Origin of the sequence: Streptomyces fragilis, assembly GCF_003112515.1 — a bacterium.
In the GTDB taxonomy this organism is placed as follows: Bacteria; Actinomycetota; Actinomycetes; order Streptomycetales; family Streptomycetaceae; genus Streptomyces; species Streptomyces fragilis.
This window is the reverse complement of sequence record NZ_BEVZ01000001.1, coordinates 378,306-399,260: the sequence shown is the minus strand read 5'-3', so window position 1 is coordinate 399,260 and position 20,955 is coordinate 378,306. Positions and strand designations below refer to the sequence as shown.

General features: G+C 73.7%; 21 protein-coding genes. 10 read left to right on the top strand and 11 right to left on the bottom strand.

What is annotated here, in order from left to right:
• Window positions 1-352 precede the first annotated feature (352 nt).
• Window positions 353-1,801 (bottom strand): response regulator, encoded by a 1,449-nt coding sequence (locus Sfr03f_RS01755; protein ID WP_108951852.1) that lies wholly within the window; start codon window positions 1,799-1,801, stop codon window positions 353-355.
• Between the two features lie 281 nt (window positions 1,802-2,082).
• A complete protein-coding gene (locus Sfr03f_RS01750; RefSeq protein WP_108951851.1) occupies window positions 2,083-3,291 on the bottom strand; it encodes a C40 family peptidase in 1,209 nt (402 codons plus the stop codon).
• A gap of 438 nt (window positions 3,292-3,729) precedes the next feature.
• Here Sfr03f_RS01750 and Sfr03f_RS01740 point away from each other — a divergent pair, with 438 nt between their 5' ends.
• On the top strand, window positions 3,730-4,494 hold the full coding sequence (locus tag Sfr03f_RS01740; protein WP_159105510.1) for a hypothetical protein: 765 nt from the start codon (window positions 3,730-3,732) through the stop codon (window positions 4,492-4,494).
• Window positions 4,495-4,680: 186 nt separating this feature from the next.
• Here the strand turns inward: Sfr03f_RS01740 and Sfr03f_RS01735 are convergent, their stop codons facing one another.
• Together Sfr03f_RS01735 and Sfr03f_RS01730 are read right to left on the bottom strand one after the other, a co-directional pair.
• On the bottom strand, window positions 4,681-6,177 hold the full coding sequence (locus tag Sfr03f_RS01735; protein WP_108951848.1) for an FG-GAP-like repeat-containing protein: 1,497 nt from the start codon (window positions 6,175-6,177) through the stop codon (window positions 4,681-4,683).
• Between the two features lie 269 nt (window positions 6,178-6,446).
• Window positions 6,447-7,208, bottom strand: a complete 762-nt coding sequence (locus Sfr03f_RS01730; protein WP_108951847.1) for a phosphoglyceromutase — start codon at window positions 7,206-7,208, stop codon at window positions 6,447-6,449.
• Window positions 7,209-7,337: 129 nt separating this feature from the next.
• Between Sfr03f_RS01730 and Sfr03f_RS01725 the strand changes: the two genes are divergently transcribed.
• The gene (locus Sfr03f_RS01725; RefSeq protein WP_108951846.1) at window positions 7,338-8,612 is read left to right on the top strand and encodes an MDR family MFS transporter; all 1,275 of its coding nucleotides are present in this window, start codon (window positions 7,338-7,340) and stop codon (window positions 8,610-8,612) included.
• A gap of 265 nt (window positions 8,613-8,877) precedes the next feature.
• Here the strand turns inward: Sfr03f_RS01725 and Sfr03f_RS01720 are convergent, their stop codons facing one another.
• Window positions 8,878-9,339, bottom strand: coding sequence for a DUF2199 domain-containing protein (locus tag Sfr03f_RS01720; RefSeq protein WP_245967358.1), 462 nt, complete (start codon window positions 9,337-9,339; stop codon window positions 8,878-8,880).
• A 258-nt stretch (window positions 9,340-9,597) separates the two neighbouring features.
• Here Sfr03f_RS01720 and Sfr03f_RS01715 point away from each other — a divergent pair, with 258 nt between their 5' ends.
• Both Sfr03f_RS01715 and Sfr03f_RS01710 read left to right on the top strand, forming a co-directional pair.
• Window positions 9,598-10,128 (top strand): GNAT family N-acetyltransferase, encoded by a 531-nt coding sequence (locus tag Sfr03f_RS01715; protein WP_245967335.1) that lies wholly within the window; start codon window positions 9,598-9,600, stop codon window positions 10,126-10,128.
• A 38-nt stretch (window positions 10,129-10,166) separates the two neighbouring features.
• A complete protein-coding gene (locus Sfr03f_RS01710; RefSeq protein WP_108951953.1) occupies window positions 10,167-10,733 on the top strand; it encodes an HD domain-containing protein in 567 nt (188 codons plus the stop codon).
• Between the two features lie 137 nt (window positions 10,734-10,870).
• Here Sfr03f_RS01710 and Sfr03f_RS01705 read toward each other — a convergent pair whose 3' ends face one another.
• Window positions 10,871-11,356 (bottom strand): type III secretion system chaperone family protein, encoded by a 486-nt coding sequence (locus Sfr03f_RS01705; RefSeq protein WP_108951844.1) that lies wholly within the window; start codon window positions 11,354-11,356, stop codon window positions 10,871-10,873.
• Window positions 11,349-12,695 (bottom strand): D-inositol-3-phosphate glycosyltransferase, encoded by a 1,347-nt coding sequence (gene mshA / locus Sfr03f_RS01700; protein WP_108951843.1) that lies wholly within the window; start codon window positions 12,693-12,695, stop codon window positions 11,349-11,351. Before mshA ends, Sfr03f_RS01705 begins: the two co-directional genes overlap by 8 nt.
• 167 nt (window positions 12,696-12,862) lie before the next feature.
• Here mshA and Sfr03f_RS01695 point away from each other — a divergent pair, with 167 nt between their 5' ends.
• Window positions 12,863-13,681, top strand: coding sequence for a class I SAM-dependent methyltransferase (locus Sfr03f_RS01695; protein ID WP_108951842.1), 819 nt, complete (start codon window positions 12,863-12,865; stop codon window positions 13,679-13,681).
• A gap of 91 nt (window positions 13,682-13,772) precedes the next feature.
• Here Sfr03f_RS01695 and Sfr03f_RS01690 read toward each other — a convergent pair whose 3' ends face one another.
• The 3 genes from Sfr03f_RS01690 to phoU all read right to left on the bottom strand — a co-directional run bounded on the left by Sfr03f_RS01690 (window position 13,773) and on the right by phoU (window position 15,214).
• Complete coding sequence (locus Sfr03f_RS01690) at window positions 13,773-14,021, bottom strand: SCO4226 family nickel-binding protein (RefSeq protein WP_108951841.1); 249 nt, start codon at window positions 14,019-14,021, stop codon at window positions 13,773-13,775.
• Window positions 14,022-14,220: 199 nt separating this feature from the next.
• Window positions 14,221-14,376: a hypothetical protein gene (locus Sfr03f_RS30475; protein ID WP_170145009.1), complete on the bottom strand. Its 156-nt coding sequence runs from the start codon at window positions 14,374-14,376 to the stop codon at window positions 14,221-14,223.
• A 169-nt stretch (window positions 14,377-14,545) separates the two neighbouring features.
• Window positions 14,546-15,214, bottom strand: coding sequence for a phosphate signaling complex protein PhoU (gene phoU, locus Sfr03f_RS01685; protein ID WP_108951840.1), 669 nt, complete (start codon window positions 15,212-15,214; stop codon window positions 14,546-14,548).
• Between the two features lie 261 nt (window positions 15,215-15,475).
• On the opposite strand from phoU, the gene phoR reads away from it, so the two are divergent.
• Entirely contained in the window at window positions 15,476-16,813 is a 1,338-nt protein-coding gene (gene phoR / locus Sfr03f_RS01680; RefSeq protein ID WP_108951839.1) for a two-component system sensor histidine kinase PhoR, read from the top strand.
• Between the two features lie 5 nt (window positions 16,814-16,818).
• Complete coding sequence (gene phoP / locus Sfr03f_RS01675) at window positions 16,819-17,490, top strand: two-component system response regulator PhoP (protein ID WP_471997393.1); 672 nt, start codon at window positions 16,819-16,821, stop codon at window positions 17,488-17,490.
• Window positions 17,491-17,563: 73 nt separating this feature from the next.
• Here the strand turns inward: phoP and Sfr03f_RS01670 are convergent, their stop codons facing one another.
• Window positions 17,564-18,214: a copper chaperone PCu(A)C domain-containing protein gene (locus Sfr03f_RS01670; RefSeq protein ID WP_108951837.1), complete on the bottom strand. Its 651-nt coding sequence runs from the start codon at window positions 18,212-18,214 to the stop codon at window positions 17,564-17,566.
• Window positions 18,215-18,896: 682 nt separating this feature from the next.
• Here Sfr03f_RS01670 and Sfr03f_RS01660 point away from each other — a divergent pair.
• The 3 genes from Sfr03f_RS01660 to ispF all read left to right on the top strand — a co-directional run bounded on the left by Sfr03f_RS01660 (window position 18,897) and on the right by ispF (window position 20,898).
• Window positions 18,897-19,379, top strand: a complete 483-nt coding sequence (locus tag Sfr03f_RS01660) for a CarD family transcriptional regulator (RefSeq protein WP_003953493.1) — start codon at window positions 18,897-18,899, stop codon at window positions 19,377-19,379.
• Between the two features lie 228 nt (window positions 19,380-19,607).
• On the top strand, window positions 19,608-20,375 hold the full coding sequence (gene ispD, locus Sfr03f_RS01655; protein WP_108951835.1) for a 2-C-methyl-D-erythritol 4-phosphate cytidylyltransferase: 768 nt from the start codon (window positions 19,608-19,610) through the stop codon (window positions 20,373-20,375).
• A complete protein-coding gene (gene ispF / locus Sfr03f_RS01650; protein WP_108951834.1) occupies window positions 20,365-20,898 on the top strand; it encodes a 2-C-methyl-D-erythritol 2,4-cyclodiphosphate synthase in 534 nt (177 codons plus the stop codon). The genes ispD and ispF overlap by 11 nt, the downstream gene beginning before the upstream one ends.
• The last annotated feature ends 57 nt before the right edge of the window (window positions 20,899-20,955 follow it).

The following is a 20,955-nucleotide window of genomic DNA, read 5'->3' as shown; positions in this document are numbered from 1 at the left end:
GGCGCGGGCCCGCCGTGGCCGGGCCCGCCGTGGCCGGGCCGGCCGCGGACCGGGCGCCGTCGGAACGCCGACGGGTGACGCCCGGCTCACGCTGCGGCGTGGTCGGCGGGCGAAGACGGGCGAAGGCTCCGGCAGGCCGAGGCCGCCGTCCGCCTCCGCGCCTTCGGTCACGGAGATCCGGACGTCCACCTGGCCGGAGGGCGTGACCCGGCCACGGAGCACCGCGGCGGACGGCCCAGGACACTTGTGACCCAGGGTCCGCGACCGGGTCGGCTCAGGAGCGCTTCCCGGCGTCGCGACCGCGGATTCGGCCAGGCCCCGCGACCCCGGTGCGTGATCCGCCGGACAGGGCCTAGCCCCGCTCGAGGAGCAGGACGGCCACGTCGTCGGTGAGCTCGCCGCCGTTGAGCGAACGGACCTCCGACAGCGTCTCGCGCAGCAGGACCTCGCCGCTCAGGCCGGCCGCCAGGTGGTGACGGACCAGGTCCGCCATGCCGTCCTCGCCCAGCCGCTCGCCCTGGCCGCCGCCGTCCCGGCCCTCGATCAGGCCGTCCGTGTAGAGCATCAGGCTCCACGCGTCGCCCAGCCACATCTCGGTGCGCGGCCAGCGCGCGTCCGTCAGCAGCCCCAGCGCCGGGCCGTTCTCCTCGTAGGGCAGCAGGTGGGCGCCCTCGCCCGGACGGGCGATCAGCGGCGGCGGGTGACCCGCCAGGCACACCCCCGCGCTGCGCCCGTCCGGCGCGATGTCCACCTGGCAGAGGGTCGCGAAGGTCTCCTCGCTGTGCCGCTCGTGCTCCAGCACCTTCTGCAGCGTGGCGAGCAGGTCGTCACCGCTCAGCCCGGCCAGTGTCAGGGCGCGCCAGGCGATGCGCAGCTCCACGCCGAGCGCCGCCTCGTCGGGGCCGTGGCCGGCCACGTCGCCGATCATCACGTGCACCGCCCCGTCCGGGGTGCGCACCGTGTCGTAGAAGTCGCCGCCCAGCAGGGCGCGCGAGCGGCCCGGCCGGTAGCGGGCCGCGAACCGCAGCAGGGAGCCGTCCAGGATGGGCGTGGGCAGCAGCCCGCGCTCCAGGCGGGCGTTCTCCTGGGCCCGCAGCCGGGACTCGGTCAGCCGCCGCTCCGCCGTGTCGGAGCGCTTGCGCTCCACCGCGTAACGGATCGCGCGGCGCAGCAGCCGCCCGTCCAGCTCGTCGCGCACCAGGTAGTCCTGGGCGCCGACGCGGACCGCCTCGGGTCCGCGCCGCTCGGCGTCACCCGAGCTGGTGAGCGCCAGCACCGCGTGCCGGGGCGCGATCCGCAGCACGTGCTTGAGCACGGCCAGCTCGTCCTCGGCCGCGCCGTCCTGCGACGGGGCGGTCCGGCCGGGGGCGGGGAGGTCGAGGTCGAGCAGGATGCAGTTCACGTCGTCGGTCAGGAGCCGCTCCGCCTCGGTGAGGTTGCGGGCGGTGCGGACCCGCACGGGCCTGCCGTCGGAGCCGAGGAGCTCGGTCACGACGGCGGAGCCGCCCGGGTCGGCCTCGATCAGCAGCAGCGTCAGCTGCGCCGGGGTGGGGGCCTTCTCGGCCGCCGGGGCGCTGGACGCGGGATTGTCCGGCGAGGTGTGCTCCTCGTGGTTCGGGGCGGTGCGGTGCGGGTCGTCCGCCGACGGGTTCGCCGATGCCGCGACGGACGCGGCGCCGGCCGGCCCCGGAGCGCGCGGGCCCTCCTCGGCGGGGGCGCCGTACGCCCGGGCGCCGGGGTCCGACGCCGGATCGCTCTCCGCGGGCGGGACCGCCCGGGGCCGCGGTATGTGCATCGACATGGGTTCGGTTTCCTTCCCTCCCCCCGGAGCGGCGGGGCCGAGAGGGTTCGACGCCCGCCGAGTGGGGACCTTAGCGGCTCACAAGGGCACAACGGAATGCCGCAACGCCCTCGGGAGGGTGCGTCCGGCAGCGTCAAATGCCGCGTTCAGGAGCGCTTTCGGACGAGACGGCGGCCTCGGCGGGGATGACGAACGTCACGCGCCGAGGCCGGCCGGAGGGCGGGGGAGGTGGAATGCGTCACTCCGCCTACTCCCGCACCGGAAGGGGGTGTTCCGGTGTGTCAGTCCTTCTTTCCGTCCTTCTGTCCCTCGCCCTTCCCGCTGTCGCCCTTCCGGCCGCCGGCCTGTGCGGCCGCGGTGCTCGGCTGCTTCGGGTCGGGGCGCACCACGCCCAGGATCGGCATGGTGCCCGCGCCGGCCACGGTCACCGAACGGCCGGGGCGCGGGGCGTGGATCATCAGGCCGTCGCCCAGGTACATGGCCACGTGGGTGGCGTCGCTGTTGTAGATGATCAGATCGCCGGGGCGCATCTGCTGCACGGGCACCCGGTGCAGCCGCCGCCACTGCTCCTGCGAGGTCCGCGGGATGCCGTACCCGGCCGCGGCCCACGCCTGGGAGGTCAGGCCCGAGCAGTCGAAGGAGTCGGGGCCCTCGGCGCCCCACACGTACGGCTTGCCCAGCTGCTCGGAGGCGTAGGCGATGGCGCGGCGGGCGGAGTCGGAGGTGGCGTCGTCGAGGCCGGCGAGGACGCCGGAGCCCACCCAGGCGGCCTGGGACCGGCGGGCGGCCTCGGCCTCCAGCTCGGCGAGCCGCTCCCGCTCCTCCTTCTCCAGGCGTGATTCGAGCTCCTCCGCCTGCTTCACCTGCTTCTCGATCTTCTCGCGGGCCTTGTCCTTGGCCTTGCGCTGCTTCTCGAGCTTCTCGTACCGCGTGGAGGCTTCCCGCTCCAGCTTCTTCAGCTCGCCCTTGGACTCGGTGAGTTCCGCGAGCACGCCCTTGGCGGCCTTCTCGCCCTCCCGCACGCGCCGGGCGCCGTCGAGGAAGTCCTCGGGGTCGTCGCTCAGCCAGAGCCGGGCCTCCGGAGGCAGCCCGGCTCCCCGGTACTGGGCGCGGGCGGCGGCTCCGGCCCGCTGGTGCAGGTCGTCCAGCCGCTGCTGGACGTCGTAGATCCGGTCGGTGATCCCGGCGATCTCCCGGGACTGCTCCTTCGCCTTCTCCTCGGCCGCGTTGTACGCGTCGGTGGCGCGGGCGGCGTCGCGGTAGAGGGTGTCGAGCTGCTCGCGGACCGCCTCCAGTTGCGCGGTGCTGGCGGGAACGGGCGCGGGGTCGTCGGCCGCGCTCACGGAGGCCGGCACGTGGGTGCCCGCGTACGCCACGCCCGCCACGCCCGGCGCGCCCACCGCGGTGACCGCGCAGACCAGCGCCACGGCCGTGACGATCAGCCCGCGGCGGCTCGGGCCGCGTCCGCCTCTTCCTCTGCCTGCTGCCATGGGTCGCCTCCCACCTGTCTTACCGTCGGTAACATCGGACACTCCTGGGGGATGCTGCCATGCCGCACGGGCAAAGCGACAGAGGTCGTGCCGAGCGGACCGCGGTCGGACGTGCCGACCGCCGCCCCGTACGGCCCCGGGCCACCCCTGGGCGCGACCGCCCGTCCCCTCCTGGCGGCCGCGCGTGACGCTCCCTCAGGGGGTGTGACGAACCGTACGGAGCGATCGTTCCCGGAGCGCGAGTCCGTTCGGGTGACGTTCGGTCAGGGAGTGCCGGAAGAACGCTTCCCGGGGGATCCGGGGGATCCGGGGGCGGCAGGAGGCCGGCCGATGCCCCTGGTGGGGCGCCGGTGTACAACCCCATGTGGTTGTCAGCCGTCTGTAGGACGCTGGAAGGACGCGCCTTCGGTGCGACGGCGTACGGAGATAGGGGATCAGGTGGGGAAGCAGAGCTGGAGAGCCGCTGTGGTCGGCGGTGCGGCGGTGGTGTTCACGGCCGTGGCCGCGGTGCCGGCCGGGGCGGCCGAGGGCGGGGTCTCGTTCACGCGGGTCCAGGTGAACGGCGGCAAGCCGATCGTGGTCGGGGTGTCGAACGAGGTCGCGGTGCCCGTGACCTTCCGGATGGCGACCACGCGGGCGTGGGAGTGGCCGGCGGTGTACCTGTACCGCGACAACGGTGAGCAGCTGTGGCACGCCATCGACGTGAGCGACTGCATCGAGGTGAGCGCGGGCGTCTGCGACTTCGACGAGAAGATGATCTTCGACCCGAGCGTCTGGGACATGTACAACCGTGAGGCCGGGGCCTGGAAGGTCGCGGCCGAGGTGTACTTCAAGGACGACGACGGCGGCGACACCGACGACGAGGGCCTGACGGTCCACGTCAAGCGCAACTCCCGCCTGACCGTCAACGCCTCGCCCGAACCGGTGGCCAAGGGCAAGACGATCACCGTGACCGGGAAGGTCACCCGGGCCAACTGGGAGACCAGGAAGTACGCCTCCTACGGAGGCCGCCTGGTGAGCCTGCAGTTCAAGGCTTCCGGCGCCACCTCCTACACCACGGTGAAGAAGGTGTACGCGAACAGTTCGGGCGATCTCAGGACGACCGTGACGGCCTCCAGGACGGGTACGTGGCGCTGGGCGTACTACGGCAACACCACCACCGGGCCGTCGACGTCGTCCGGGGACAACGTCGTGGTGCAGTGACGTCCGTGACCGTGTCCGTGTCCGTGTCCGCGTCCCTGGCCGCGGTGACGGCGGGCCGGTGGGGGCCGGGCCGGCGGTGACGCCGAGACGGTCGAAGGGCCGGGCCCGCCGCGCCGGCGGCGGACCCGGCCCCTCGACCTCGCGTTCCGACTCTCCGTGCTCCCGTGCTCCGAGTGCCGAGGCCGCCTAGCGCAGGGAGAAGCCGAACCAGGCGTCGGTGGAGGCCGCGCCGATGTCCTTGGCGCCGAACGCGTACGCGTTCTTCGTGGACAGGCCGGCCGAGCCGCCGCGCAGCAGCCACACGGCGCCGTTCTCGCTGTTCTCGGCGGTCGTGCCGACGGCGAGGTCACGGAAGCCGTTGCCGTTCATGTCCAGGAGCGCGGTGGACACGCCGAACATGTCGCCGGCCTCCCCGACGCCGGGGATCCCGGCGGTGTCCTGGTTGACGGCCTTGGCGCCCGCGCCGGTGACGCCGGCGGCGCTGCCGGGCACCAGGACGACGGCGCCCGCGTCCTCGATCGTGCCGATGTCCTCGCCCGCGACGCCGAGCGCGATGTCGGCGTACCCGTCACCCGTCATGTCGGCGACCGAGACGGAGGAACCGAAGAGGTCACCCTCCTCCTGGGCGCCGGGGATGCCGGGCGAGTCCTGGTCGAGGAGCACGGTCTTCGCCTCGGAGAGGCCGGAGGCCGAGCCGTAGGAGATCCGCACCTTGTCGGACCAGTCCTCCGCGCCGACCACGACGTCGTCGTAGCTGTCGCCGTTGATGTCGCCGATGCCGGTGCCGGCGGGGGTGCTGGTGGTGGAGTCGCCGGGCACCCAGCCGCGGGTGAAGCCGGTGGCGCCGCCGCCCAGCAGCAGGCGGTTGCCCCAGGTGCCGTCACCGGTGTAATGCCACTGGACGATGTCGTCGCGGCCGTCGCCGTTGACGTCGCCGACCTGGCCGGCCCTGACCGGCCCGGTGATCGAGGCGGGACCGTCCTCGCAGGCGTTCACGTCGGCGCAGGACCTGTCCTCCGCGTCGTACCCCCACCACAGGGACTTGTCGAGGAGCGGCAGCACGGCCGCCGGGGCGCCGGCCCGGGTGATCGGGCCCTTCCACAGGGTCGCCGGGGCGCCACTGGGGTCGTCGCCCCTGACCTCCTGCTGGGAGAACAGGGCCAGGTCGGCCTTCTTGTCGCCGTCGAAGTCGCCGATCTGGGGAGCGGCCCCGTACCCGGCCACCGCGGTGCCGCCGGTGAGACCGGAGGCCGAGCCCCACAGGATCACCGAGCCGGCGGTGCCGCCGCCGATGATCAGGTCGCCGTAGCCGTCGCCGTCCAGGTCGCCCTTGGCGAAGGTGGAGCCGAAGCGCTGGCCGGCGGTGGCCGCGCCGGGGACGCCGCTGGTGGAGCGGCTCACGATCTTCTTCTTCGCGGTGTCGACGCCCGCGGACGACCCGTACATCACCGCGACGTAGCCGGCGCGGGCCGCGCCCGAGACGGTCGCGTTCGGGGCCCCGACGACGAGGTCGGCGTAGCCGTCGCGGTTGAAGTCGTCCTGGACGCCCACGGAAGGGGCGGGGGCGGCGTGGGCCGTCGCCGTGGTCAGCGACCAGGCGCCCAGGCCGCCGGCCAGCAGCGCCGCGGCGGCAAGGGGAGCGCCCAGTCGCGTGGAACGGACGCCGCCTCGTGCTCGAGACATGGAGATGCCTTTCCGGTCGGTCGGTCGACGCGGGGCGCGAGACGCGCCGCGCGTTCAACCAGTCCGACTCCGGTCAGGGTCTTCCGGTTGTACGCCTGAATGTCACGGTAGTGTCCCCGAGCCGCAACCGCCCCGGACGGCGAACTCCCGGGACTCCGCCCGCCCTAGGGGAGATCGGGCCGACGCGCCTCGCGCGGCCGGGGGGCAACCCCGGGCAGCGACAAGCCCCCTGCTCGCGACGACCTCGCGGGCAGGGGGCTTGCGGCGGGTTACTTCTTCTTGCCCTGGTTCTTCACGGCCTCGATGGCGGCCTTGGCGGCCTCCGGGTCGAGGTAGGTGCCGTGCGGGACGACGGGCTTGAACTCGGCGTCGAGCTCGTAGGCGAGCGGGATGCCGGTGGGGATGTTGAGGCCGGCGATGTCGGCGTCGGAGATGCCGTCGAGGTGCTTCACCAGCGCGCGCAGGGAGTTGCCGTGGGCGGCGACCAGGACGGTGCGGCCGGTCAGCAGGTCGGGGACGATGCTGTCGTACCAGTACGGCATCATCCGGTGGACGACGTCCTTCAGGCACTCGGTCTGCGGGCGCAGCTCCGGCGGGATCGTCGCGTAGCGCGCGTCGTTGTACTGCGACCACTCGGCGTCGGCGTCGAGGACCGGCGGCGGGGTGTCGTAGGAGCGGCGCCACTGCATGAACTGCTCCTCGCCGAACTGCTCGAGGATCTCCGCCTTGTTCTTGCCCTGCAGGGCGCCGTAGTGGCGCTCGTTCAGGCGCCAGCTGCGGTGGACGGGGATCCAGTGCCGGTCGGCGGAGGTCAGGGAGAGCTGGGCGGTGCGGATGGCACGCTTCTGGAGGGACGTGTGCACGACGTCGGGGAGGAGCCCGGCGTCCTTCATCAGCTCGCCGCCGCGGATCGCCTCCTTCTCGCCCTTGTCGGTCAGGTCCACGTCCACCCAGCCGGTGAACAGGTTCTTGGCGTTCCACTCGCTCTCGCCGTGGCGGAGGAGGATCAGCTTGTACGGTGCGTCGGCCATGGCACCCAGCGTAATCGGAGCGCGGCGGGGGTCGCGCAGGCGTCCATTATTCGGTGGCTCCCGGCCGACGTGCGGAAGTAATATGCACCGTCCGTCTGCGCCGCTTACGGCAGTCCTGTGGAGGCCGCCTTGTCCGTCGTCTCGCCGAGACGTGCTCTGAAGGAGACCGTCTCCGGTCTCCCGCCGGCCTTCTGGTGGCTGTGGGTCAGCACCCTGGTCAACCGTCTGGGCGCCTTCGTCGCCACCTTCCTCGCGCTCTACCTGACGCTGGAGCGCGGTTACTCCGCCTCCTACACGGGCCTGGTGGCCGCGCTGCACGGGCTCGGCGGCGTGGTCTCCTCGGTCGGCGCGGGGGTGATGACCGACCGCCTCGGCCGCCGGTCCACCATGCTGATCGCGCAGCTGTCCACGGCGGCGTCGGTGGCGGTGCTCGGCTTCGTCAGCGATCCGGTGAGCATCGCGGTCGTCGCCTTCCTGGTCGGCATGGCGTCCAACGCCTCCCGGCCGGCGGTGCAGGCGATGATGGCGGACATCGTGCGGCCCGAGGACCGGGTGCGGGCCTATTCGCTCAACTACTGGGCCATCAACCTCGGCTTCGCCGTCTCCGCGGCGGGAGCCGGCTTCGTCGCGCAGGTCAGCTACCGGGCGGGCTTCCTGGTCGAGGCGGTGATGACGCTGGCCTGCGCCGTGGTGGTGTTCGTGAAGCTGCCCGAGTCGCGGCCGGAGTCCGCCCTCCAGGAGACGGCGGCCGACGGCAAGGTCGGCGGGCCGCGGGTGGGGCTCGGCACGGTGCTGGGCGACGGGCGGTTCATGTCGCTCGTCGGGCTGTCGTTCGTGGTCGCGCTGATCTTCCAGCAGGGGTACGTGGGCCTGCCCGTCGCGATGGGCAGGCAGGGGTTCAGCCCGGCGGAGTACGGGCTGGCCATCGCCGTCAACGGCGTGCTGATCGTCGCCGCGCAGCTCCCGGTCACCCGCCTCATCCAGCACCGGGACCCGCGCCGTCTGCTGGCCGTCGCCGCGCTGCTGGCGGGTTACGGGTTCGCGCTGACCGCCTTCGCCGGGTCGCTGGGGACGCTGGTGCTCACCGTGTGCGTGTGGACGTTCGCCGAGATGCTGAACGCGCCGACGCAGTCCAGCCTGGTGGTCCGGCTCTCACCGGTCGAGGGGCGCGGGCGGTACCAGGGGATGTACTCCATGTCCTGGTCGATGGCGGCCTTGGTCGCCCCGCTCGTCGCGGGCGTGGTGATCGACGGGTACGGCGCGAACTGGCTGTGGGGCGGCTGCGCGGTGCTGGGCACGGTGGCGGGGGCCGGGTATGTGCTGCTGACGCGGAACCTGCCGCCGGAGGCGGAGGTCACCGTTCCGGCCGGCGGCCTGCCGAAGCCGGTGGCCGAGGCGGCCTGAGCGGGGGTGCGTGCCCGGGGGGTGCGTGCGTCGGGTGCCTGAGCGGGGGTGCGTGCCCGGGGGGGTGCCTGCGCCGGGTGCCTGAGCGGGGGTGCGTGCCCCGGGGGGTGCCTGCGTCGGGTGCCCGAGCCGGGGTTCCCCGAGCCGGGGTGCCTGCCCGGAGTGGCCTGACCCGGAGTTGCCTGACCCCCGGTACCGGGCCCTGGACGCCTGTTCGCGGACGCCGTGCCGGAGCCGTCCGGCCGTGGTCGCCGCAGCCGCCGGCTCAGGTCCCGTGCAGCATGGTCTCGGCGATCTCGCGGACCCGCGCGAGGGTGATGCCCTCGCGCTGTTCGACCGCCAGCGGGTGGTCCGTCGGCTCCAGTTCGACGTACGGCCGGCGGCCCACCTCACGGGTGTGGACGTTGGTGCGGAGGTTGAGGGTGCTGGGGGAGTAGAGCGGCAGCGAGGTGTTCAGCCAGCCGAAGTACGGCGGTTCCGCCTCCCGCCCGGGGGTCTCCCACAGCTCGTCCGAGCGCCGGAAGTTCTGGGCGCTGAGCGAGACCCAGACACCCCACTCGAAGACCTCGCCCCCGGGCACGGCGCTGTCGCGCACGGGGATCTCGATCAGGCCCTTCACGAAGAAGTGCTCGCCCTTGATCACGCACTGGTCGGCGGAGAGCACGCTGTCCTCGCGCTCGGCGTAGCGCGGATCCCAGACGTCGGGCGCCTCGGTGGAGTAACCCATGGGAGGGCCCGCGTGGTGCTCGCCGCACTGCGAGCAGACGAAGCCGGGTCGCTCGTGTGTCATGACCCGAGAGTAATGGGCCCCTCGGACGGCCACGGCCGAACCGCCGGACCCGCCGCTCCGGCTCCCCTCGCCGCCCCCGGTCCCCCTCGCCGCCCGCCCCCGCGGCCCACGGCCCGTTCCGCTTCCGATCACTTCCGTTCCGTTCCGCGCGTTCCGCCCACCGTGGCACGCTGTCAGCGAACACAGGAGGTCCGCATGTCCCTCATGTCGTCCGGCGACCGTCTCCGCGTCCGTCCCGCCCGCGCCGACGAGGCGCCCGCCCTGAGTGAGCTGGCGCTGCGTTCCAAGGGGCACTGGGGGTACGACGCCGACTTCCTCGCCGCCTGCCGCGACGAACTGCGCCTGAGGCCCGAGGACCTGACGCCGGGCAACGCGACGGTCGCGGAGGACGCGGCCGGGCGGGTGCTCGGCTTCGTGCTGATCGACGGGGCGCCGCCCAGGGGCCGCCTCGACATGCTCTTCGTCGACCCGTCCGCCATGGGGGCGGGCGTCGGGCGCCGGCTCTACGCGGAAGGGCTGGCCACCGCCCGCCGCCTCGGGATGCGCAGCCTCGCCATCGACGCCGACCCGAACGCCGAGCCGTTCTACCGGGCGATGGGCGCCCGCGTCGTCGGCGTGGTCCGGTCCGGGTCGATCGCGGGCCGGGTGCTGCCCCTGATGGAGGCGGACGTCCCGCAGGCCGGGGCGCCGCACGCCGCCGCCCCCGCCGGGTCCCTGCCCCGGTGAGCGCCGCGGTGAGCACCGCCGACCTCCGGGCGCGGGCCATGTCGGGGCCCGGCGACCCGCCCCTGCGCCCGCTGCCGCCCGACGTCGCGGAACTGCTGACCGCCCTGGACTGCCCGCCGCGGCTGGCCGCGCACCTGCGTGCCGTGCACGACGTGGTGCACACGCTGGTGGAGTGGACGGAGCGGCGACTGCCCTCCGGGTCGCTCGACCGGGAGGCGGTGCTCTTCGGGGCGGCGACGCACGACGTCGGCAAGACGGTCCACCGGGCCGAGCTGTCCGGCCCCGGCTCCGCCCACGAGGAGGCCGGGCGCACCCTGCTGCTCGCCCGCGGGATCGACGCCGGACGAGCCCGGTTCGCCGCCACCCACGCCTCGTGGACGGCGGCGGAGGCCGGTCTGGAGGACCTGCTGGTCTCGCTCGCCGACAAGGCGTGGAAGAACAAGCGCGTTCCCGACCTGGAGGACCTGGTCGTGGCCCGGCTCGCGGAGGCGAGCGGCCGGGCGGCCTGGGAGGAGTTCGCCGACCTCGACGACCTGCTCACGGCGGTGGGTGAGGACGCCGACCGCCGCCTGGCGTTCCAGGCGTCGTTCCCGGTCGGCAGCTGACGGCGCGGTCCGGGGCCGCCGGCCGGTCGACGTCGCCCCCGCCGGTCAGCTGAGGGCGCCGCCCCGGACCCGGGACCGCCCCGTCGGTCACTCCCCGGACAGCTGCAGCGCCGCCCGGACCCGGGACCGGCCGTCGGTCACTCCTCGTCGAACAGGTGCGCGAAGGCGTCCAGGTTCCGGGTGGACTCGCCGCGGGAGACCCGCCAGGCGTACTCCTTGCGGATGGAGGAGGCGAACCCCATCTCCAGCAGCGTGTTGAAGGCGCCGTCGGCGGCCTCCAGGACCTGGCCGAGGAGGTGGTCGATCCCGTCCGCGGTGACTGAGGCCAGCGGCAGGCGGGCCGTCACGTACACGTCGCCGTGCGGGTCCACGGCGTAGGAGACGCCGAACAGCTTGAGGTTGCGCTCCAGCAGCCAGCGGTGGACGCCCGCCTCGTTCTCGTCCGGGTGGCGGATGACGAAGGCGTTCAGCGAGAGGGAGTGCCGGCCGGCGATCAGCGAGACCGTGGTCGACAGCTTCTGCGTTCCCGGCAGCTTCACCACGAAGTTGCCGGGCTCCGGGGACTCCCACTCCAGCTCGGCGTCCCCCAGGAACGCCTCGATCACCTCGCGCGCGTCAGCCATGGGCCGAGCGTACGCGACGGCGGTGGGCGTGCAGGGCGGCCGAGTACACCTCGGTGGTCGCGGCGGCGGCACGGTCCCAGCCGAACTCCTGGGCGTGCCGCGCGGCCCGCTCGCCGAGACGGGCGGTCAGCCCCGGCTCGTCGGCGAAGCGCCGCAGCACGGCCGCGTAGTCGGCGGGGTCGTGGCCGCGGACCAGGAAACCGGTCACGCCGTCCCGCACCGCCACCGGCAGGCCGCCCACCGCGGCGGCCAGCACCGGCGTGCCGGTGGCCTGCGCCTCGATGGCGACCAGGCCGAACGACTCGCTGTAGGAGGGCATCACCAGCACCGACGCCGCCCGGAACCAGTCCGCGAGCCGGTCCTGCCCCACCGGCGGATGGAAGCGCACCACGTCGTTCAGGCCGAGGCGCGCCGACAGCTTCTGCAGCCGCTCCGGCTTGGCGAGGCCGCTGCCGCTGGGCCCGCCGACCACCGGCACGAGCAGCCGCGACCGCAGGTCGGGCCGCTGCTCCAGCAGCACCGCCACCGCGCGCAGCAGCACGTCGGGGGCCTTCAGGGGCTGTATCCGCCCGGCGAAGAGGGGGATCAGGGCGTCCTGCGGCAGGCCCAGGCGGGCGCGGGCGGCGGCCCTGCCGTCGGCCGGGCGGAAGCGGTCCAGGTTGACGCCCGGGTGCACGACCTCGACCTTCCCGGGGTCGGCCTCGTAGTGGTGGACCAGGTCGGCCGCCTCGTCGGCGGTGTTGGCGATCAGCCGGTCGGCGGCGTCCACGACCTGCGTCTCGCCGATCACGCGGGCCGGCGGCTCGGGCGTGTCGCCGTGGGCGAGGGAGGCGTTCTTCACCTTGGCCATGGTGTGCATCGCGTGCACCAGCGGCACGCCCCAGCGCTGGGAGGCCAGCCAGCCGACGTGCCCGGAGAGCCAGTAGTGGGAGTGGACCAGGTCGTAGTGCCCGGGACGGTGCCCCGCCCAGGCCTGCATCACGCCGTGGGTGAAGGCGCACAGCTGGGCCGGCAGGTCCTCCTTGGCCAGACCCTCGTACGGTCCGGCGTCCACGTGCCGCACCAGCACGCCGGGGGCCATCTCCACGGTCGGCGGCAGCGAGGCGGAGGTGGCGCGGGTGAAGACCTCCACCTCGACGCCCTGCGCGGCGAGCCGGCGGGCGAGCTCGACGATGTAGACGTTCATCCCGCCCGCGTCGCCCGTGCCGGGCTGGTGCAGCGGGGAGGTGTGGACGGAGAGCATGGCGACCCGGCGCGGCCTGCGGGGCACGCCCGGCAGCCTCAGCCGCGGCGGCGACGCCGGGGAGAGACGCCCGAGCCTGGTGACGTACTGGCTCACGTGGCAGTCCTCCAGGGGTGTCGGGTGGGTACGCGGCCGTGGACCCTCCAGGAGGGGGAACACCGTCGGGACGCCCGTCATTTCGGCTTTGCCAAAACGTTACGCCGTGTGGCCGGGGGATGAACGGCGTGTTCCGGCCCGACCAGCGCTTTCGTACCCTCGTAGGCATGACACCCCGCGCAGCGACCCGCCCCGTGGGAACGGTGACGCGCGGGACGACCAACCCCAACCGGCTCCGCCGCATGGACCGCTGGATCGCGGCCGTGCACGGCGCCGAACTGCGCCGCGCGCAGCGCCCGGTCGCCGTCGACCTGGGCTACGGCGCGGCGCCGTGGACCGCGGTCGAGCTGCTCGGCCGGCTGCGGACCGCCGCGCCCCGCACGGCGGTGGTCGGCATCGAGATCGACCCGGCGCGGGTCGCCGCGGCGCGCCCGTACGAGCGGGAGGGCCTGGAGTTCCGGCACGGCGGCTTCGAGGTGCCGCTGCCCGCGCCGCCGCAGCTCATCAGGGCCGCCAACGTGCTGCGCCAGTACGACGAGGACCAGGTCGCCCAGGTGTGGTCGCGGCTGTGCGCCCGTCTCGCCCCGGCGGGCCCGCACGGTTCGCGGGGCGGGCTGCTGGTGGAGGGCACCTGCGACGAGATCGGACGCCGCCACGTGTGGGTCGCCCTCGGCCCCGAGGGCCCGCGGACGGTCACCTTCGCCGCCCGGCTGGCCTCCCTGGACCGCCCGTCCGACCTGGCGGAACGTCTGCCGAAGGCGCTGATCCACCGGAACGTGCCGGGCGAGCCGGTGCACGCGTTCCTGCGCGACTTCGACCGTGCCTGGGCGGCCGCCGCGCCGTACGCCTCCTACGGGGCCCGCCAGCGGTGGATCCGTGCGGTGCGGGACCTCACGGCGGACTGGCCGGTGACGGACGGGCCCGCGCGGTGGCGCCAGGGCGAGGTCACGGTGGCCTGGGAGGCGCTCGCCCCGCGCGGCCGCTGACCTCCGCGCGGCGGTCGACGGCCGGAAGACGGTCGACGGCCGGGAGGCGGTCGACGGACGAGGTGTCCGGGCGACGATCGGTGTCCGGACGTCAGACGGACAGCGGGACCGCGTGGATCTCGTCCGCCTTGTGCCCCGCGCGCTCGTGGACGCGCTGCACCGCGTCGGCCGAGGGGCCGTTGGAGAGGCAGTACACCGTGCCGGACTCCGGGCCGGCCCAGGCACCCTCGAAGTGCACGTCCTCCGCCTTCTCCAGCGCCAGGTCGGCCGCGTGGGCCTCCTCGAGCTCGGGTCCGGTGATGCCGGTCATGTTCCGGTGGACATCCATGAAACGGGTCATGGCTGCGCACCTTCTTCCTGTCGAGTGCGTCCGGTTCCCCTCTCCCCATCGTCCGCCTCCGCCGGGACCACCACAAACGGCGGGACCGGAGCGGACGCGGGTGCTACGACAGGGCGCGGGGCCGGGGCGGACGCGGGTGCCACGACGGACGCCGGGCGCGCACGGAGGCGTGCGCGCCCGGCGTCCGGGTGTCGTGGCGTCAGCCGCACTGACAGGGGCCGCCGGACTGGCAGCCGCAGCCGCAGCCGGAGCCGCAGCCGCAGGCCGCCAGCAGTGGCAGCGCGCGCGGGGCCGGCACCTCCTCGGTGCCGGCGGCGCGGGTCGGGTCGTCGTCCGTACGGGGGGCCTCGGGCATCTCGGTCCATCCCTCCAGTGGCGTCCAGCAGGAGCGTCCAACGGTGTCGCCCCATTGCACCGCCGCGGCGCACGGCGCATCAACGGCGCACGGATGCGCCCGGGCGGGACGGGCGCGGGACCAGCCGCGGCCGGTGGCGGCCCGGGGACGGCCCGCGCCTCCGCCCCCGTTACGCGCCGCCCTCCGCCGAGGGCTCGCCCGGGTGCTCACCGGTCACCAGGAACACCACCCGCCGCGCCGCGGACACCGCGTGGTCCGCGAACCGCTCGTAGTAGCGGCCCAGCAGGGTGACGTCGACCGCCGTCTCGATGCCGTGCTGCCACTTGTCGTCCATCAGGTGCTGGAACAGGGCGCGGTGCAGGGTGTCCATGGCGTCGTCGTCCTGCTCCAGCTGCAGGGCCAGCCGGACGTCCTCGGTGGCCAGCACCTGGGCGGTCTTGGCCATCAGCCGCTGGGCGAGCTGCCCCATCTCCAGGACGGTGGCGTGCAGGTCGGAGGGGACCGCCTTCTGCGGGTAGCGCAGCCGCGCCAGCTTGGCCACGTGCTTGGCCAGGTCGCCGGACCGCTCCAGGTCGGCGGAGATCCGCAGCGAGGTCACCACCCTCCGCAGGTCGGTGGCCACCGGCTGCTGGCGGGCCAGCAGGGCGATGGCCCGGGCCTCCAGGTCGTGCTGGGTCTCGTCGACCTGCCGGTCCGACTCGATCACCCGCTCCGCGAGTGACAGGTCGGCGTCGAGTATCGACGCGGTCGCCCGCCCCATCGCCGAGCCGACCGTACGGGCCATCTCCGCCAGGTCCTCGCCGATCGAGTCGAGTTCCTCGTGGTACGCGTCACGCATCCGTGCTTCCTTTCCGATGACGGACGGTCCCGGGCGGATCCCGGGGGCGTTCCCCGGGCGGGCCGTTCACGCAGGTGCTGCAGGTGCCGTCCGTCCTACCCGCCCGGCGTCCGGTGTAGCCACTGTCGCCCGCCGCCCCCCGCCGTACCGGTCCCGTCCGGTGAACCGACACGGACCGGAAGGTGAACTCTGGGCGACCAGTGCGTCAGGTCTCCCTCCGGAGGCTGCGGAGCACCCCCTGCCCCCGCCTAACCTGGAGGCATGGACGTGAACGCGGCGGTCGCCGCAGCGGCGGCGATCGCGGGTGTGCTCACCGGCGTGATCGCCATGCTGGCGTTCCGCTGGAGCGAGAGCGACCTGGAACGCCCCTCCCGCGCCGCCGACAGGGCCGAGGCCGCCCTGCCCCGCGGGGTGGACACCGTGCTGTCGGTGCTCCGCTCCTCGGCGGTGGTGCTCGACGAGGCCGACGCGGTGGTGAAGGCCAGCTCCGCCGCCTACGCGCTGGGCCTGGTCCGCGGCGGCCGGCTCGCCGTCGAGCCGATGCTGCAGATGGCCCGGGACACCCGCCGGGACGGCGAGATACGCCAGGTCGAACTGGAACTGGCCCGGCGCGGCGCCGGTCGGGCCGAACCGCTGGCGGTCTCCGCCCGGGTCGCCCCGCTGGGGTCGCGCCTGGTCATGCTGCTGGTGGAGGACCTCACCGAGGCCCGCCGCATCGAGGCGGTGCGGCGCGACTTCGTCGCCAACGTGTCGCACGAGCTGAAGACCCCCGTGGGAGCCCTCTCCCTGCTCTCGGAGGCCGTCATGGACGCCTCCGACGACCCGGAGGCGGTGCAGCGGTTCGCCGGCCGGATGCAGATCGAGGCCACCCGCCTGACCAACCTGGTGCAGGAGCTCATCGACCTCTCCCGCATCCAGAACGACGACCCGCTGGAGTACGCCGAGCCGGTCAAGGTCGAGGTGCTGGTCGACGAGGCGATGGACCGCTGCCGCCAGCAGGCCGGCTCCAAGGACATCACCATGGCCGCGGCCGGCGCCGAGGGGCTGTACGTCTGGGGCAACCGCGGCCAGCTGGTCGGCGCCCTGGGCAACCTCGTCGAGAACGCCGTCAACTACTCGCCGGCGCAGACCAAGGTCGGCATCGCGGTCCGCCGGGTCGCCGACGCGAGCGGCGACATGGTCGAGATCGCCGTCACCGACCAGGGCATCGGGATCTCCGACCGGGACCGGGAGCGCATCTTCGAGCGTTTCTACCGCGTCGACCCGGCCCGTTCCCGGGCCACCGGCGGCACCGGCCTGGGCCTGGCGATCGTCAAGCACGTGGTGGCCTCGCACGGCGGGGAGGTCACCGTCTGGAGCACCGAGGGCCAGGGCTCCACCTTCACCGTCCGCCTGCCCGAGGCCGCCGCGGCACGCGACCGCGGCCGCCGCGACTCCGACACCACCCCCGCCCGGCCCCCGGCCTCCGGCGCGGACCACGCCGCCGGTGAACGGTCCGCCGCGGCGCCCGCTCCTGCCGCGACGGGGTCCACCGCCGTGCCCGCCACTTCGCCCGATCCGCTTCCCGCCACCGCTCCCGCTCCGGAGGTCCGCCCGTGACCCGTGTGCTCGTCGTCGAGGACGAGGAGTCCTTCTCCGACGTCCTGTCGTACATGCTCCGCAAGGAGGGCTTCGAGGTCGCCGTCGCGGCGACCGGCCCCGACGGCCTCGACGAGTTCGAGCGCAACGGAGCGGATCTGGTCCTGCTGGACCTGATGCTGCCCGGGCTGCCGGGCACCGAGGTCTGCCGCCAGCTGCGCAACCGCTCCAACGTCCCGGTGATCATGGTCACCGCCAAGGACAGCGAGATCGACAAGGTCGTCGGCCTGGAGATAGGCGCCGACGACTACGTCACCAAGCCGTTCTCCTCGCGTGAGCTGGTCGCCCGCATCCGCGCCGTGCTGCGGCGGCGGGGCGAGCCGGAGGAGGCCACCCCCGCCGCGCTGGAGGCGGGCCCGGTCCGCATGGACGTCGACCGCCACGTGGTGACCGTGGACGGTGCCAAGGTGGACCTCCCGCTCAAGGAGTTCGACCTGCTGGAGATGCTGCTGCGCAACGCGGGCCGGGTGCTGACCCGCATGCAGCTGATCGACCGGGTCTGGGGGGCCGACTACGTGGGCGACACCAAGACACTCGACGTCCACGTCAAGCGGCTGCGCGCCAAGATCGAGCCGGACCCGGGCGCGCCGCGCTACCTGGTCACGGTCCGTGGGCTGGGCTACAAGTTCGAGCCGTAGACCGGCGCGGAACAGCGGAAAGGGGCGGCTCCCCGCGGGGAGCCGCCCCTTTCGTGCCCGGTGCGGGCGGGTGTCAGTGACCGGCGCCGGACGCCGACTGCTCGGCGGACGGCTCGCGCTCGCCCTCGGACGCGTCGAGGTCCCCGGGCTCCGACGGCGAGGCGGACGCGGAGGCCGAGGAGGACGGCTCGCCCGACGGCTCCGCGCTCGGCACGGCCGAGGGGCCCCAGTCCGCGAACTGGTTCTCGGCGGGGAGCACCAGGGCGTCCAGGGAGACGTTGCCGGTCTCGCTGAAGGCGAACGTCACGCGCTGGACGTCGCCGTCGCGCACCGCCTCGCGGCCGCCGGGGATCGTGGCGACGGCGGCGCCGTCCTTGCCGCCGATCACCACCCGGCCGCCGGCCGGGACCTTCACCCGGCTGCCCTTGTCGGACGTGAGCTCCACGGTCGGCCCGCCGGGCAGGGTGATGGAGTCGAGCGTCTGGTCGGTCCACCCGTCGTTGAAGACGGTCGCCATCACGGCGGCCGGGCCGGTGGCCTCCGGGTCGGCCTGGGTGAGGACGGCGACGTTCTGCACCTTGATGTCGCCGACGGTGATGTCCGCCAGGTCCGGCTTGATCTGGAGGGTCTCGGCGTTGTTGCCGGCGCCGCAGGCGGCGAGCGAGGCGATCGAGAACGCGATGGCGGCGGCGGCGAGGGCGCCGCGTCGAAGGCTGCTGCTCACGGCGGCGGCAACTCCTTGAACGTGGGCGGAGCGGAGGCGGCGCGAACGCCGGCTCCCGGGGGTCTGCGTAACGCCCCAAGATTACCGAGCCGGTTCTTCCCCGCCGCACCCGACCCACCCTGTGCGAACAGCACATGCACACGGCGTGATCCCGGGCTCCGCGGACACGGGAACTTCACGGGTCCGCTTGACGTTCATCACAACCGGACGTTCTTCCGGCCGCGGACGCGGCGCCGAACCCCCCGCCGGACGTTGTCGATTCACCATGCAACGGTTCAGCATTCACATAACTGCGGGGCGTTATTTCCGCAGGCCCAAATGGCGTCCGTGAAATTCGATCAGGTGGTCACTCGGCCGGCCGGTGATCAATTTCGGATTGACCCGGGTGGCCCTGCCGGAGGGGCCCGGCCCGCTCGAACGGAGTAGCGGAGATCGCTCACTTGGAATCGGACATTCCGGGGCGTAACGTCGTTGTCGCGGTGCCGCGAAGGGGTGTAACGTCCGCGTTTCGCGCGGTCGTGATCCGCCCTCCGACCTGCGAATACCCCCTTCCGATCCCCTTCCGAAGCATGTACCCGCAGGAGTTGTCAAGCCCCGAGATATGCCCTGACCTGCGAAAACGCCATTCAGAACCCGCCCAATCCGTGTTACCCTGGATAGCCACGGAAGGGGTACCTGTCACATGACGTTCAAGGTTGGCGACACCGTGGTCTATCCCCATCACGGGGCCGCGCTGATCGAGGCCATCGAAACTCGCCAGATCAAAGGCGTGGACAAGACCTACTTGGTGCTGAAGGTCGCCCAGGGCGATCTGACGGTGCGTGTGCCCGCGGACAATGCGGAGTTCGTAGGCGTGCGCGACGTGGTCGGTCAGGATGGGCTGGACCGGGTCTTCGAGGTGCTGCGCGCGCCGTACGCCGAGGAGCCCACGAACTGGTCGCGCCGTTACAAGGCAAACCTGGAGAAGCTGGCCTCCGGCGATGTCATCAAGGTCGCCGAGGTCGTCCGCGACCTGTGGCGGCGCGAGCGCGAGCGCGGCCTGTCCGCCGGTGAGAAGCGCATGCTCGCCAAGGCCCGCCAGATCCTGGTGAGCGAACTGGCTCTCGCGGAGAACACCAACGAGGACAAGGCCGAGGCCCTGCTCGACGAGGTGCTCGCCTCCTGATGTTCCCCCGGGCGCGCCCGAGCGGTGACGCCGTGCGCGACCGGAAGTAGGACACTTGCTGCCGTGGTGCCCGATGATGCGAAAGCATTGCCGGGCGCCGCGGCATGTCCGTACCCGGATGTGGTCCGTACCGGCCGGGTGTCACGGAAGGGCCCGGTCGGTGGCGGAGCATCCGGTTCGCCAAGGCCATACCCATCCGGGTGGAGCACACAAACCTGACAGGAACCGATGTCCGACGCAGCTTTCCCCCGAGAAGAGCGCCCCTCCCCTTCCGCGGCCCGCGCCGCCGTCGTGATCCCGGCCGCAGGCCGCGGCGTACGCCTGGGCCCCGGCGCCCCCAAGGCGCTGCGCACGCTCGGGGGCACCCCCATGCTGATCCACGCGGTGCGCGCGATGGCGGCGTCCCGTCACGTCTCCCTGGTCGTGCTGGTGGCGCCGCCCGACGGTGTCGCCGAGGTGCGGTCCCTGCTGGACTCGCACTCCCTGCCCGAACGGACCGACTTCCTGGTCGTGCCCGGCGGGGCGACCCGGCAGGAGTCCGTGCGGCTCGGCCTGGAGGCCCTGCCCGCCGGCTCCGAGGTGGTGCTGGTGCACGACGCGGCCCGGCCGCTGGTCCCGGTGGAGACCGTGGACGCGGTGATCGAGGCGGTCCGCGCCGGCGCCGGCGCCGTGGTGCCCGCGCTGCCGCTCGCCGACACCGTCAAGGAGGTCGAGCCGGCGGAGGCGGCCGGGGCGCCCGAGCCCGTGGTGGCCACCCCGGTGCGGGCCCGGCTGCGCGCCGTGCAGACCCCGCAGGGCTTCGACCGGGCCGTGCTGACCCGCGCGCACCAGGAGGTCGAGGGCGAGGTGACCGACGACGCGAGCATGGTCGAGCGGCTCGGCCTGGGCGTCGTCACCGTGCCCGGGCACGAGGAGGCGTTCAAGGTGACCCGCCCGCTGGACCTGGTCCTGGCCGAGGCGGTCCTGGCCCGCAGGAGGCGCAACGATGGCTTCTGAGCAGGCCGTTCCCCGGCAGGATCTGCCGTACCCGCTGCCCCGGGTGGGCATCGGCACCGACATCCACGCCTTCGAGGAGGGCCGCGAGCTGTGGTGCGCGGGCCTGCTCTGGGAGGGCGAGGGCCCCGGGCTCGCCGGGCACTCCGACGCCGACGTGGTGGCGCACGCCGCCTGCAACGCGCTGTTCTCCGCCGCCGGGCTCGGCGACCTCGGGCAGCACTTCGGCACCTCCCGCCCCGAGTGGTCGGGCGCCTCCGGCGTCACCCTGCTCACCGAGGCGGCCCGGATCGTGCGCGAGGCGGGCTTCGTCGTCGGCAACGTGGCCGTGCAGGTCGTCGGCCCCCGCCCCAGGATCGGCAAGCGCCGCGACGAGGCGCAGAAGATCCTCTCGGCGGCGGCGGGCGCGCCGGTCTCCGTCTCCGGCGCGACCACCGACGGGCTCGGCTTCCCCGGCAGGGACGAGGGCCTGATGGCGGTGGCCACCGCCCTGGTCGTCGAGGCCCCCGGACAGCGGGGCGCGTAGGCCCTTGCGGCCGATGGCCGGTTGTTTGACAGTGGGCGTGAGGCAGGGCCGCACGCC

What these genes read in the sequence shown, in the direction of transcription:
- Sfr03f_RS01755 (WP_108951852.1), bottom strand. Translation starts at nt 1,801, where the DNA reads ATGTCGATGCACATACCGCGGCCCCGGGCGGTCCCGCCCGCGGAGAGC.
- Sfr03f_RS01750 (WP_108951851.1), bottom strand. Translation starts at nt 3,291, where the DNA reads ATGGCAGCAGGCAGAGGAAGAGGCGGACGCGGCCCGAGCCGCCGCGGG.
- Sfr03f_RS01735 (WP_108951848.1), bottom strand. Translation starts at nt 6,177, where the DNA reads ATGTCTCGAGCACGAGGCGGCGTCCGTTCCACGCGACTGGGCGCTCCC.
- Sfr03f_RS01730 (WP_108951847.1), bottom strand. Translation starts at nt 7,208, where the DNA reads ATGGCCGACGCACCGTACAAGCTGATCCTCCTCCGCCACGGCGAGAGC.
- Sfr03f_RS01720 (WP_245967358.1), bottom strand. Translation starts at nt 9,339, where the DNA reads ATGGGTTACTCCACCGAGGCGCCCGACGTCTGGGATCCGCGCTACGCC.
- Sfr03f_RS01715 (WP_245967335.1), top strand. Translation starts at nt 9,598, where the DNA reads ATGTCCCTCATGTCGTCCGGCGACCGTCTCCGCGTCCGTCCCGCCCGC.
- Sfr03f_RS01710 (WP_108951953.1), top strand. Translation starts at nt 10,167, where the DNA reads ATGTCGGGGCCCGGCGACCCGCCCCTGCGCCCGCTGCCGCCCGACGTC.
- Sfr03f_RS01705 (WP_108951844.1), bottom strand. Translation starts at nt 11,356, where the DNA reads ATGGCTGACGCGCGCGAGGTGATCGAGGCGTTCCTGGGGGACGCCGAG.
- Sfr03f_RS01695 (WP_108951842.1), top strand. Translation starts at nt 12,863, where the DNA reads ATGACACCCCGCGCAGCGACCCGCCCCGTGGGAACGGTGACGCGCGGG.
- Sfr03f_RS01690 (WP_108951841.1), bottom strand. Translation starts at nt 14,021, where the DNA reads ATGACCCGTTTCATGGATGTCCACCGGAACATGACCGGCATCACCGGA.
- Sfr03f_RS30475 (WP_170145009.1), bottom strand. Translation starts at nt 14,376, where the DNA reads ATGCCCGAGGCCCCCCGTACGGACGACGACCCGACCCGCGCCGCCGGC.
- phoU (WP_108951840.1), bottom strand. Translation starts at nt 15,214, where the DNA reads ATGCGTGACGCGTACCACGAGGAACTCGACTCGATCGGCGAGGACCTG.
- phoR (WP_108951839.1), top strand. Translation starts at nt 15,476, where the DNA reads ATGGACGTGAACGCGGCGGTCGCCGCAGCGGCGGCGATCGCGGGTGTG.
- Sfr03f_RS01660 (WP_003953493.1), top strand. Translation starts at nt 18,897, where the DNA reads ATGACGTTCAAGGTTGGCGACACCGTGGTCTATCCCCATCACGGGGCC.
- ispD (WP_108951835.1), top strand. Translation starts at nt 19,608, where the DNA reads ATGTCCGACGCAGCTTTCCCCCGAGAAGAGCGCCCCTCCCCTTCCGCG.
- ispF (WP_108951834.1), top strand. Translation starts at nt 20,365, where the DNA reads ATGGCTTCTGAGCAGGCCGTTCCCCGGCAGGATCTGCCGTACCCGCTG.